The organism is Streptomyces sp. NPDC002776 (assembly GCF_053592195.1).
On the sequence record NZ_JBSFVG010000002.1, the window covers coordinates 445,573 to 457,775 of the forward strand.

General features: G+C 73.4%; 10 protein-coding genes. 3 read left to right on the plus strand and 7 right to left on the minus strand.

Translation table 11 applies throughout. The features are described from left to right. Nucleotides 1-4: 4 nt before the first annotated feature. Nucleotides 5-733, minus strand: a complete 729-nt coding sequence (locus ACWD11_RS06195; protein WP_389418472.1) for a class I SAM-dependent methyltransferase — start codon at nucleotides 731-733, stop codon at nucleotides 5-7. 133 nt (nucleotides 734-866) lie between these two features. On the opposite strand from ACWD11_RS06195, the gene cobT reads away from it, so the two are divergent. Then, nucleotides 867-1,988 (plus strand): nicotinate-nucleotide--dimethylbenzimidazole phosphoribosyltransferase, encoded by a 1,122-nt coding sequence (gene cobT / locus ACWD11_RS06200; RefSeq protein WP_451281548.1) that lies wholly within the window; start codon nucleotides 867-869, stop codon nucleotides 1,986-1,988. Between the two features lie 16 nt (nucleotides 1,989-2,004). Here the strand turns inward: cobT and ACWD11_RS06205 are convergent, their stop codons facing one another. Further along, entirely contained in the window at nucleotides 2,005-2,769 is a 765-nt protein-coding gene (locus ACWD11_RS06205) for a hypothetical protein (protein WP_451281550.1), read from the minus strand. Nucleotides 2,770-2,845: 76 nt separating this feature from the next. On the opposite strand from ACWD11_RS06205, the gene ACWD11_RS06210 reads away from it, so the two are divergent. Then, nucleotides 2,846-3,631: an adenosylcobinamide-GDP ribazoletransferase gene (locus tag ACWD11_RS06210; RefSeq protein WP_389418469.1), complete on the plus strand. Its 786-nt coding sequence runs from the start codon at nucleotides 2,846-2,848 to the stop codon at nucleotides 3,629-3,631. On the opposite strand, the gene ACWD11_RS06215 is transcribed toward ACWD11_RS06210, so the two are convergent. The 5 genes from ACWD11_RS06215 to ACWD11_RS06235 all read right to left on the minus strand — a co-directional run bounded on the left by ACWD11_RS06215 (nucleotide 3,628) and on the right by ACWD11_RS06235 (nucleotide 10,144). Continuing rightward, entirely contained in the window at nucleotides 3,628-4,410 is a 783-nt protein-coding gene (locus ACWD11_RS06215; RefSeq protein ID WP_451281552.1) for an endo alpha-1,4 polygalactosaminidase, read from the minus strand. The genes ACWD11_RS06210 and ACWD11_RS06215 overlap by 4 nt on opposite strands. Further along, nucleotides 4,407-5,057: a spherulation-specific family 4 protein gene (locus ACWD11_RS06220; protein WP_451281554.1), complete on the minus strand. Its 651-nt coding sequence runs from the start codon at nucleotides 5,055-5,057 to the stop codon at nucleotides 4,407-4,409. Before ACWD11_RS06220 ends, ACWD11_RS06215 begins: the two co-directional genes overlap by 4 nt. Continuing rightward, entirely contained in the window at nucleotides 5,054-6,505 is a 1,452-nt protein-coding gene (locus ACWD11_RS06225; RefSeq protein ID WP_451281556.1) for a hypothetical protein, read from the minus strand. The genes ACWD11_RS06220 and ACWD11_RS06225 overlap by 4 nt, the downstream gene beginning before the upstream one ends. Continuing rightward, nucleotides 6,502-8,025 carry a GT4 family glycosyltransferase PelF gene (gene pelF, locus ACWD11_RS06230; protein WP_451281558.1) on the minus strand — a complete coding sequence of 508 codons (1,524 nt, stop codon included), beginning with the start codon at nucleotides 8,023-8,025 and terminating at the stop codon, nucleotides 6,502-6,504. Before pelF ends, ACWD11_RS06225 begins: the two co-directional genes overlap by 4 nt. Before the next feature lie 82 nt (nucleotides 8,026-8,107). Next, on the minus strand, nucleotides 8,108-10,144 hold the full coding sequence (locus ACWD11_RS06235; RefSeq protein ID WP_451281560.1) for a hypothetical protein: 2,037 nt from the start codon (nucleotides 10,142-10,144) through the stop codon (nucleotides 8,108-8,110). A 345-nt stretch (nucleotides 10,145-10,489) separates the two neighbouring features. On the opposite strand from ACWD11_RS06235, the gene ACWD11_RS06240 reads away from it, so the two are divergent. Then, nucleotides 10,490-12,007 carry a leucyl aminopeptidase gene (locus ACWD11_RS06240; RefSeq protein ID WP_451281562.1) on the plus strand — a complete coding sequence of 506 codons (1,518 nt, stop codon included), beginning with the start codon at nucleotides 10,490-10,492 and terminating at the stop codon, nucleotides 12,005-12,007. Nucleotides 12,008-12,203: the final 196 nt, after the last annotated feature.

A 12,203-nucleotide genomic window follows, 5' to 3' on the forward strand; every position in this document is an offset into this window, starting at 1 on the left:
ACGGCTACGCGGGCTGCTTGCGGGCGATGATCCGGTACGCCCGGGAGTAGTCGCAGCGGGTCGTGGTGACGACCGTGCAGGACTGTTCCGCCAGTTCCGCGCGGAGGTTGGAGCGGGGCAGGAGGTGGCCGGGGCGGGTGCGGGGGTGCCACCAGCGGCCGAGGAGTGCGGCGAACGCGCTGTCGGGGTCGGGGAGTTCCAGCAGCAGGTGGCCGCCGGGGCGCAGGGCCGTCAGGGCCGCCCGGAGCTGTTCGCGGGGCTCGGGGGTGCGGTGCAGGTGGTGCAGGACGCTCACCACGTCGTAGCGGGCGCGCAGATGTGCCGTGAGGTGGGGTTCGGTCAGCTCGCCGGTGTAGGCCTCCTCCAGGTGGCCCGCGGCTCGGGCCCACTCCACGCGGGAGGTGATGTCCACGCCGTCGAAGGAGGTGTAGGGGAAGAACTCCTTGGCCGCCTCGGGGAACGCCGCGTCGCCGGTGCCGACGTCCAGCCAGCTCTCCGGTTCCGGGAAGCGCAGCATCGCGCGGGCGGTGGCCAGCAGGCGGCCGCGGCGCGGTCGGTCCTGGTGCGGGTAGTGGAGGAGGCCGGGGTTCTGGAAGGCGTGGGCGCAGTCGCCGCAGGCGTCGAGCGTGAAGCCGTCGGTACGCAGGCGGGTGCGCAGTCGGGTCGAGCCGCACCAGGGACAGTCGTCGCGCTGCGGGGCGCGAAGGTCCGTGCCGTGGAAGAGGGCGGACATGGGCGGCTCCGGGCGCGAGAGAGATACGACATTTAGCTGCAAAACGGAACGTATGGGATCGCGATCTCGGGTGCAACGACGTGGCCGCGATGTGGCGGCGATCCGTTCGACCGAGGCCGGTACTGTTCGGCGAATGAGCTCGCTTAATCTCGACGACTTCACCGATCTGATCGAGCGCCCCGACGGCGGGGTCCGCCGCGACGCCGAGGCGCGCCGGGAGCGTCAGATCGTGCCGCCCGGGTCGCTGGGCCGCCTCGACGACCTGGGTGAGTGGCTGGCCGCGGCGCAGGGCGTCGCGCCGGTGCGGCCGGTGGAACGACCGCGGGTGGTGCTGTTCGCCGGTGACCACGGGATCGCCGAGCTGGGTGTCTCGGCGCGGGCCGCGGGCAGCGCGGGGCAGTTGGTGCGGGACGTCCTGGAGGGCGGCCGCCCGGTGTCGGTGCTCGCCCGGCGGCTGGGTGTTCCGGTGCGGGTCGTGGACCTGGGTCTCGACTGCGACCCCGAGACCCTGCCCGAGGACGTCGTACGGCACCGGGTGCGGCGTGGCAGTGGGCGCATCGACATCGAGGACGCGCTGACCCTGGAGGAGGCGGAGGCAGCCTTCCGGGTCGGCGTCCGGATCGCCGACGAAGAGGCCGACTCGGGTACGGATCTGGTCGTGCTCGGCGATGTGAGCGTGGGCGGTACGACGGCGGCGGGCGTGCTGGTCGCCGCGCTGTGCGGGACGGACGCGTCCGTGGTGACCGGGCGGGGTGGGCTAGCCATCGACGACCTGGCCTGGATGCGCAAGTGCGCGGCGATCCGGGACGCGCTGCGGCGGGCCCGGCCGGTGCTCGGGGACCAGTTGCAGCTGCTGGCGACGACGGGCGGGGCCGACCTCGCCGCGATCACCGGCTTCCTGCTGCAGAGCGCGGTGCGGAAGATGCCGGTGATCCTGGACGGCGTCGTCGTGGCCGCGTGTGCGCTGGTGGGCCAGCGGGTGGCGTTCCGGGCGCCGGACTGGTGGCTGGCGGCCCACGACAGCGGCGAGCCCGGCCAGGCGAAGGCCCTGGACCGGATGGCCCTGGAGCCCCTGCTCAGCCAGGGCGTGAAGGTCGGCGAAGGACTGGGAGCCCTGCTGGCCCTCCCCATGGTCCAGGCGGCGGCATCCCTGGCAGCGGAGCTACCGGAAACGACGCGGGAGGCACTGCCGGAAGCGACGCGAGACGCACCGCCGGAATCGACCCGAGAGGACCTGGAAAAGCCCGAAAACTGACCCTGCCCGGCCGCCGTCAGCGGTCGTCCGGGGTGTGGCCGGTGTCCGGGTCCGGTGTGCCGCCGATCCAGTTCTGGAGGGTTCTGGTGGGGCCTGACCAGCGTTTGTCGTGGCGGGTGGCCCGGAGGGTGGATTTGGCGCGGGCGCGGGGGCGGCGGGTGTAGAAGCGGCGGGACCACAGGGAGCCGGGGCGGGCCAGGCGGAGGGCGCCGATCAGGGCGACGACGGGGATGATCACCCCGAAGACGGCCAGGAAGGTCTTGCCCTTGGAGAGGGCCACCAGGGAGAAGAGGAAGTTCACGGCGACGGTCCAGATCACGCTGCCCCGGCCCTGGACTTCGTCCTCGCTGAGGTCGTTGACGCCGAACGGTGCGAAGCCGGAGAGGACGAGGCCGACCAGGGCGGCGGTGAGGACGACGACCTCGACGCTCCGGCGGCCCTCCTCGGTCCAGTAGACGTCGGCCAGGTGCAGGATCAGCGCGAACTCGTCCAGGACCAGTCCGGCGCCGATGCCGAACACCACGGCCCACAGGGCCGCGCCGAAACCGTTCCGGCCGCTCGCGACCGCGCCGAACCCGCCGAGGACGGTGAGGATCACGCCGGGGACGACGTGGTGGATGTGCACCCCGCCGGCCTGGACGTTGCCGAAGGGGCCCTTGCCCGCCCGGATGAGGCGGGTGACGAGCCGGGTGACGACGAAGGTGAGCACGAAGGCGGTGAGGGCGAGGAGCAGGGGCAGCTTGCCCGGTTCGATGATGTTGCGCTCCAGCCATGACCCCATGGGGCGAGTGTGCCCGGCACGGGACGGGGCCGCGGCCGGTGTTGGGCCGTGGGAGTGGTGCGGCTAGCCTGCCCGGATGTCCCGCGCTCCCGCCCTCCACGGCCTCCGTTTCGCCTTCGGCACCCTCACCGTTCTCCCGGTCGGGGTCGAGCGGTGGGACCGGGACGCCGCGCGCGGCGGCATGCTCGGCGCTCCGGTGGTCGGGCTGGTCGTCGGGGCCCTGGCCGGCGCCCTGGGGCTGGTGCTGCTCCGCCTCGGCGCCGGGCCGCTGCTCGCCGCCGTCGCCTCCGCCGCCGTGCCCGCTCTGCTCACCCGGGGGCTGCATCTCGACGGCCTCGCCGACACCGCCGACGGGCTCGGCAGCGGCAAGCCCGCCGAGGACGCGCTGCGGATCATGAAGCAGTCGGACATCGGGCCCTTCGGCGTCATCACGCTGCTGTTCGTCCTGCTCGCCCAGGTCGCCGCCCTCGCGCAGCTCTACGCCGACTCCTGGGCCCGCGGCGCCCTCGCCGCCCTCGTCTGCGCCGTCGCCGCCCGGCTGGCGCTCACCCTCGCCGCCCGTGCCGGGGTGCCCGCCGCCCGGCCGGAGGGGCTCGGCGCGGCCGTCGCCGGGGTGGTGCCGGTGCGGTCGGCGGTGGGCGTGACCGTCGCCGTCGCCCTGGGCGCGGGCGCCGCCGGGGCGCTCCTGGGCGCCGGTGACGCCGTACGCACCCTCCTCGCCGTCCTCGCCGCCCTCGCCGTCGCCGAACTGCTCCTGCGGCGCTGTGTCCGGCGCTTCGGCGGGGTCACCGGCGATGTCTTCGGCGGGGTCGCGGAGACCGCCGCCACCGGGGCCCTCGTCGTGCTGACGCTCGGCCTCTAGCAGGGCTCGCGCCACGCCCCCAGCTCGTACTTCTTCAGCAGCGAACTCAGGCCCAGGCGACGGGAGTCGGTGCAGAAGCGGCTGGTCGGCAGTTCGTACTCGACGTGGAAGACCGCCTTGTCCGCGTCGATGAACGGCTTCAGCGCGCCGCACTCGCCGTACTGCGCGCACTGCTCGTTCACCGCGAAGTCGAAGTCCCCCACCAGTTCCGGGATCTGGTCCAGGTCGTTCTTCAGGCCGACGGCGAGGCCCCGGTCGTGGGCCAGCTTCGCGATCAGGCGGTTGTAGCGGAGCTGGTCGCGGGCGGTGAGCGGGAAGCCGGTGCGGTTGCGGTAGCCGTCCATGTTGTCCGGCTCGACCGCGTCGAAGCCCTTGTCCCGGCACATGTCGAGCCGGGCCGCCATCAGCGGCTCCAGCACGTCCGTACGGCGGATGTCCAGCCAGCGCTCGCCCTCCCAGCCGTTGCCCCGGCCCAGCACCTCGTCGGGGAACCCCTCAGCGTCCGGGCGGAACTCCTCCCAGGCGCCGGTGGACAGGTAGCAGATCACCTTGCGGCCGTCCCGGTGCAGGCCCTCGACCGTCCGCTCCGAGTGGTCGAAGCCGTCGATGTCGTAGACCGGCACGTCGACGGCAGTGTCCAGGCGTCCGCTCAGCTGCCACTGCCAGTCCGTGCCGGGGCGGGGCTGCCAGCGGGCGCCCGGCGGCTTGCCGTCGGAGGCGGTGGTGCAGCCCGCGAGCAGCAGGACGAACAGGGCGGCCAGCGGGTACAGGCGTCTCACCGGGCGGGCTCCAAGGTGTGCGGCAACGTACCCCAGGGATGATCCCCCACTCCGGGCACCGCACAGTGCACGGTGGCCCCGCGCGCCCGCGCCGGCCGCTCCGCGTCGACGCCCGCCGGGACGCCGTACAGCAGATGGCATACGCGCACCCCGGCGCCGTAGCTCTCCTGCCGCGCGGGGAGTTCGCGGTACGTCGACCAGGTGCCCTCGAAGGTGACCAGCACGTCGGCGATGCGGCCGTAGGAGGGGTGCGGTGGGGTGCCGTGGTTGAGGACGAGGGTGGCGCTGCCGAGGCCCCAGGCCGCGACCGCGAGCCGCTGGTAGTGCGCGAACTCCTCCCGGCCGGTGGCTACTTGGTCGAAGAAGGCGCCGTCGGTGCCGTACCAGTCGCGGTGCCGGGTGAGGTCGCGGAGCACGTCGGCGTGGGGCCGGTGGCCGTATCCCGTGTCGGTGTAGCCGAGGACCCGGACGTCCGCCGCGCGCAGCCGGGCGGCGAGGCCGGCGAAGGCCGGGTCGGGGCGGTCGCCGGGGCCGCTGGCCGGGTTGAGGATCACGCCGTAGAGGCGGGGCGCGGCGGCGACGACCGCGTCCCACTCCGCCGGGCGGACGGCGGGGTGCTCGTAGTAGGGCACCAGCAGGTTCTTCATCTGTGGGCGGTTGCCCTTCCCAGCAAAACGCACACCAGTGCGGACTGCGCCACGGCCGCCGCCCCGTACACCGCCACGCCCACGGTGTGCGGGCCCCCGGTGTGGGTGACCAGGGCGAGCGTGTGGGCCAGGGCGGCCAGGAGGCAGATCAGGGCGGCGCCGGTGACCGCGCCGAACGACTGGAGCAGCAGGCCCGTCCACATCACCACGCCGAGCAGGAGCAGTCCGGCGAGCCGGAGGCCCGAGACGGCGGGAGCGTGCGGCCACAGGGCGGTGGTGGCGAGGTTGAGCGTGAGCAGGGCGGCCAGGTAGGCGGCGAGGCAGACGGCGACCGTGCGGGCGGTCGTGCGCCGGAACGCCCTCGGGGTGCTGCTGGCCCGCAGCCCGGCGAGGCCGCGGCTGCGGAAGCGGTGCAGGAGCCATTCTGCGGGGCCCATGCTGAGGGTGAGGGCCACGGCGGCGGGGGCGGCCACGGCGGAGTGCCCGTCGCCCGCGAGGACGTCGCCGAGGGCCGCGTACACCACCAGAACACCGGTGCTGAGCCCGAAGAGGGCGTAGGGGAGGGAGGCGGCCAGGGGGACGGTGCCCGGCTCCGGGGCCGCCGTCGGGGTGTCGCCGCGCGGTGCCGCCGCCAGCACGGCCAGTACCGCCACCGCGGCCGCCGAGCCGAGGAGCAGCGTCAGCCGGGCCGCGTCCGGCACCGGGTGGACCAGCGCCAGGACCGCCCCGGCCGTCATCGGCGACAGGGCCGCCAGCAGGGCCCGTTCGCGGCCCAGCACCAGCAGGGCCGTCGCCGCGCCCAGGTAGCAGGACTGCCCCGCCGCGAAGGCGACCGCCGCCGGGGCCGCCGTACCGGCGGCGAGCAGGGCCATCAGGGCGCCCAGCAGCGCTCCGGCCGGCCCGCCCAGCAGCAGGGAGCGCCGGGCCGCGGCCCTGTCGCCCAGGCCCAGCCAGGTGTACGCCCGGTGCGCGAGACCCTGGTTCCAGGCCCAGCCGAACAGGGCGGCGGCCAGCAGCGGAACCGTGCCCGCCGGGAGGCCGTGGTCGCCCGGCGGGCCCACGAGCAGGGGGGCGCCCAGGACGTAGCCGAAGCCGGGCAGGGCGAAGACGACGCCCCGCAGGAGACAGCCCAGGAGGCCGGCCCGCCACGGGTCGGGGGCGGGTCCCTCGGGCTCGGGGTACCGGCGGGCCACCCGCTCGTACAGCTCCTCCGCCAGCGCGAAGGAGTTCCTGACGCCGTAGCGCTCGCGTATCTGGTCGTCCGAGAGGCCGTCGGATTCCAGCAGCGCGGCGATCTCGTCGGGGTGGACGGCGGCGGCGACGAAGTCGTCGAGCCGCTCGGCGAGTTCGTCGACCGGATCGGGCCCCGCCCAGCCGGGGGTGCGCTGCCGGGGGATCACGGGCAGGGTGCCGGGGGCGCCCGGAGGCATCCGGAGGCCGCCGCTCACCAGTCGGTCCCGTCCGTCGCGACCTTCTCGTACCAGGGGTCGCGCAGTTCGAGGGTCCAGTCGGCGACGGTCTCGACGGTCGGCTCGTACACCTCGGGCAGGCCCGCGAGTTCCTGGTAGATCGTCCGGAAGGCGTCCACGGAACGGCGCAGGGTGAACCGGTCGATCACCCGCTGCCGGGACAGCTCGCCCAGGGCCAGGCGGCGTTCGTCGTCCCTGAGCAGGGTGAGGGCGGCCGCGGCCATCTTCTCCGGCTCGCGCGGCGGGACGACCAGTCCGGTGTCGCCGACCGCCTCGCGCACTCCCCCGACGTCCGTCGAGACCGTCGTACGGCCGCAGGACATGGCCTCGATGATCGAGAACGGGAAGCCCTCGGAGATCGACGACAGCATGACGACGTGTCCGGCGGCGTAGGCGCGCCAGACCTCGGTGATGCGGCCCTCGAAGGTGAGGCCGTCGGTGACGCCGAGTTCGGCGGCGAGCTTCTCCAGTCTCGTCCGGTACGCCTCGCCGCCGGGCGGGACCGGGCCGAACAGCCGCAGCCGGGTCTCGGGGAGTTCGGCGCGGACCATGGCGTAGGCGTGGAGCAGGGTCTCCAGGTCCTTGATGGGGTCGACCCGGCCGCACCAGGTGAGGGTGGGGATGTCGGGCTCGGGGCCCGCGTGCGGGAAGGCGTGCGGGTCGACGCCGTTGTAGACCGTGCGGATCTTGCCGGCGTCGGCGCCGCCGCGCTCCTCCCAGCGGCGGTTGTACTGGTTGCACGGTGTGATCAGGTGGGCCGCCCGGTACCCGTGTGAATTGAGTTCACGGTAGAAGCCGAGCATGAACGCCTTCACGGGCCAGCGCTGTTCGGCGCTGCGGTAGCCCAGGTAGCGCTCGCGCAGATAGATGCCGTGCTCGGTGAGGAGGAACGGCACGCCGTCCAGTCGGTGGGCGGCGAGCGCGGGCAGCGTGGCCAGTCCGCTGCTCACCGCGTGCGCCACCGAGTCCTCCGGGATCCGGGTGCCCAGCGGGCGCAGCGCGTGTTCCAGCAGGTCGGTCGCGGTGAGCGCGTCGTGCACGGTGGGCCCGGCGGCGGCCGTCGGCAGATGCGGCATCGTCCAGATCCACAGCAGCGACCGCAGCGCGGACTCGGAGCGCAGCGCCGCGGACAGCTGTCCGGCACGGGCGAGCCGGGCCAGCTCGTACAGCGCCTCCCCGAAGTCGCAGCCGGCCTCTGGGTCCAGGAAGGAGAGCAGGAAGCGCTCGTAGGAGTCGAGGAAGCGGCGGCGGGCCCGGCCGCTCGGCGCCCGCCGGTGTCCCGGACGCGGCCCCCAGGTCGGCACCGAGGTGTGCCGGCGGACGTTGGGCGGCAGCTCCCACGTGACGGGTTCGCGGCCGCTGCCGGTGAGCGAGACGATGTCGAAGTCGACCTCCGGCATGCCCTTGACGAGCTGGTCGCACCAGGTGCTGACGCCGCCGTGGACGTGCGGGTAGGTGCCTTCGGTGAGCATGGTGACATGAAGGCCCGATCGCCTCATGCGTGAGTTCCCCCCTGCGGAACGGGTCTTACGGACCGACCGCGCACCCCGGGTGGTCAGGTTCCGGGGTGCGCGGGCCGGCTCAGGCCGACGGAAGCTTCAGCGTGAGCGCCGACTGCAGCGTCGCCGGTGTGGTCCAGGCCGAGCGCTCGCCCGCGTACGGCGTGCCGAACACGGTGGTGCCGAGCACCAGTTGCTTCCTGGTGCCCTCCGGTGCCGTCACCGGAATCTGGGTTCCCGACGGGGCGCTCACCGTCACGGTCGTGCCGATGCGGTACGCCGTGACCCGGTTGTCCGCCACCGCCGTACGCCAGGCCGCGCGGCGCTGGAGCTCGGTGCCGATGGCCTTCTGGGTGAGGTTCTCCACCGGGGTGTTGTCGGCGAACAGGGCCCGGTAGTCGGCCAGGACCTTCTCCATCACCGGGTAGAGGAGCCGGTCCTCGGCGAGGTTGGACTGGTGGGCGTAGTGCGGGCGCGGGTCGTTGCCGACCACGTGCCCGAGGGCGATACGGGCCTCCTGCGGGACGATGTACTCGTCGAAGCCGGTGGCCGGGTCCAGGGGCTCGTCGAGGCAGGTGGAGGCGGGGTTGGTCGCGCAGACACCGCTGCCGCCGTCCTCCGCGGAGGCGTAGATCCAGTTGTACTCGTCGGCCATCTCGGCCTCGGTGCCGGTGTTGTAGTAGACGTTCATGGGGTGCCGGGGCACGGTCAGGGCGGCGCCCACCGCGCGCTGCTCGGGCTCACGGGAGTTGTCCGAGGCGATCCACTTCACGCCGTTGTCGGCGAGGGCGCCGGCCAGGTTCGGGTTGTCGACCGGCTGCTGCGGGAGCGTCTTCAGCCCGGAGTGCTCGCCGGTGACCAGCTCGGTGCGGTCGACGGGGAGGCCCTTGGCCACGGCCCAGTTGTGGTTGTCGCGGATCTGCGCGGCGATCTCGGCGCGGCTCATGTACTTCGTCGAGCCGTCGGCGTTCTTCGCGCAGCTCCACGGCACGGTGGAGGTGTCCTGGACGCAGCCGAGGAAGGGGTGGGTCCAGGTGTGGTTGATCCAGCGGTACTGCGCCTTGTCGGCGAGCATCCGGGCGGCGAGCGGGTCGGTGCCGCCGCGCTCGGTCTTCCACTCCTCGCCGGAACCGGCGTTGAAGACCATGTCCATGGTGAAGCCGTGGGTGCGCTGCCACTGGGCGGCGTACCCCGCGTCCTCGGCCGTCATGCGGATCGGGTCGGTCTCCTCGCCGCCGCCGACGCAGTCGATGTCGCCGGGGGTGCAGTTGCGCTCGGAGTCCCAGCGGGCGTCGGGGGCGAAGACGTCGTCGACGTGCACCGCGAAGTAGTTGCGGTCCTGGCCCAGGTGCACGCCCTGGGTCAGCCACTCCACGATGCCGCGGGCCAGCACCCGGAACTGCTGCTGGTGCTGGTTGTAGGCGAAGGTCACCACCAGCTCGCGGCGCCCGTCGTGGGCGTACTCCCCGATCAGGCTGCCGCGCCCGGTGCCGTCGGGCACGGGGACGTCGACGTAGCTGGTGAAGCCGGCGCGGGGGCGGGCGACGTAGCCGTAACTCTCCTGGATCGTGGGGGCGTTGTCCTCGAACCGGAACGCGCCGTCGAGGTAGCCGAAGGACGAGGACTTCCCCGCGTCGGTGACGGCGGCCTGGCGTCCGTCGAGGCTGCCGGACCAGCCGCCCTCGGATGTGTAGTCGAGGCCGACGCCGGGGTGCGCCCAGGTGTAGGCGTCGACCTGCGGGATGCCGTAGGTCCGCTCGTAGGTCTCCAGCGCGGTCTGCTCGGCGGAACCGCTGCCGAACGGGGCCTCGTTCGGCAGGACGACGCCCTGGAACCTGGCGCGCGGGCGGCCGCCGACCGTGTCGCTGAGGAACGCGGCGGTCACCGCCGGGCGTGCCGAGTCGTTCAGGTCGATCGTCGTGTACGGGATGCCGGTGCCGCGCAACTGGGCGGCGATGGCCCGCACGGCGCTGCCGCCGTCGTCCACCACCAGCACCCTCAGGTCGACGCGCGGATCCACGGCCGCCGAGGCGCCGGGCACCCCCGGTCCCAGCGTCATGACTCCCACGACCGTCAGGGCGGCTGCGGTCCTTCTCCATCTGCGCGCACGGTGCGCCATGTGTCGTCCCCTCCCCCAGAAGACCCCCCTGGACGGAACCGAATCGGGGAGGATCCTTGGAAATCATGCGAAGCGGCGAGCCACCAGCTCACCGGAACGCGATGAGTGTGTCTCAGCTCACCGGGAGTGAGGGCCGGTAATGGCCATGACGCCACCGACAGGTGAACGCCCGCAGGAATGAGCGAACGGACCGTACGCGCGTAGGCTCGTCCCGAGTGTCAGCCGCACCGGGGAAGGCCCCGCTGAGCCCGCACCCGTTCAGCCGAATAGGGTCGGCCCTCGGGCCCGGTCGACCCACACCTCTCGGCCACTGCAACTTCACATCGGAAGCGAGATTTCACCACCGTGACTGCTCTCACTCACAGCACCGCCGCGGCGCCCGGCCTGCGGGCCGACGCGATCGTGATCGGTGTCGCCAAGGGCGCCAAGGGCCCCGTGGTCGCCCCGGGCGCCGAAGCCCTGGACAAGGCCTACGACGGCAGGCTCGCCGGCGTCCTGGAGACCCTCGGTGCCTCCGGCGGCGAGGGCGAGGTGACCAAGCTCCCGGCCCCGTCCGGCTTCAAGGCCCCCCTCGTGGTGGCCGTCGGCCTCGGCGCGGAGCCCGAGAAGGACGCCGGGTACGGCGCGGAGGCGCTGCGCAAGGCCGCGGGTGCGGCGGCGCGTGCGCTGGCCGGCTCGAAGAAGGCCGCCTTCGCTCTTCCCCTCGCCGACGCCGCGGACGCCGGTGCCGTCGCGGAGGGCGCGCTGCTCGGCGCGTACTCCTTCGACGCGTACAAGGACAGCGGCGAGGACGGCAAGGGCAAGGGGCCGCTCGGCGAGGTCATCCTGCTCGGCGGGAAGCCGCGGGACAAGGCGTTCAAGGCCGCGCTCGAGCGGGCCGCCGCCGTCACCGAGGAGCTCAACCGCGCCCGTGACCTGATCAACACCCCGCCGAACGACCTCGACCCGGAGGCGTTCGCCGCGGTCGCCCAGGTGGCGGCCAAGGAGCACGGCATCAAGGTGCAGGTGCTCGACGAGAAGGCCCTCCAGAAGGGCGGCTACGGCGGCATCCTCGGCGTCGGCGCCGGATCCGCGGCGGGCCCCCGGCTGGTGAAGCTGTCGTACACGCACTCGAAGGCGAAGAAGCACCTCGCGTTCGTGGGCAAGGGCATCACCTACGACTCGGGCGGCATCTCGCTGAAGCCCGCCGGGCACAACGAGACGATGAAGTGCGACATGAGCGGGGCGGCGGCGGTGTTCGCGGCCGTCGTGGCCGTGGCGCGGCTGGGTCTGCCGGTCAACGTCACCGGCTGGCTGGCGCTGGCCGAGAACATGCCCTCCGGCTCCGCCACCCGCCCGGGTGACGTGCTGCGGATGTACAGCGGCAAGACCGTCGAGGTGCTCAACACCGACGCCGAGGGCCGGCTGGTCCTGGCGGACGCCCTGTGGGCGGCCTCGCAGGAGAAGCCGGACGCGATCGTCGACGTGGCGACGCTGACCGGCGCGATGGTGCTGGCGCTGGGCAACCGGACGTTCGGCGTCATGGCCAACGACGACGCCTTCCGTACGGCGATCGTGGAGGCCGCCGAGGAGGTCGGCGAGGCGTCCTGGCCGATGCCGCTGCCGGACCACCTGCGCAAGGGGATGGACTCCCCCACCGCGGACATCGCGAACATGGGCGAGCGGATGGGCGGCGGCCTGGTCGCGGGCCTCTTCCTGCGGGAGTTCGTCGGCGACGGCATCACCTGGGCGCACCTCGACATCGCGGGCCCGGCCTTCAACGAGCAGGGGCCGTTCGGCTACACGCCGAAGGGCGGCACGGGCTCCGGTGTCCGCACGCTGGTGCGGCTCGCCGAGCTCACGGCCGCCGGCGACCTGGGCTGATCCGGTCCGGCGGGGCCTCGCTCGCGGGTAGCGCGAGGCCCCGCCGCTCGAGGACGGGTGGATCACCGCCGCGTGTGGTGTCTCACACGTCGGCCCGGCGTCTCGCCCGATGGCGACAAGTGCGAAGATGGGGCTCGGCAGGACAGGGCCCCCACCGAAGGGCCGAAAGCAAAGAGCGGCCGGACACCAGCCGCCG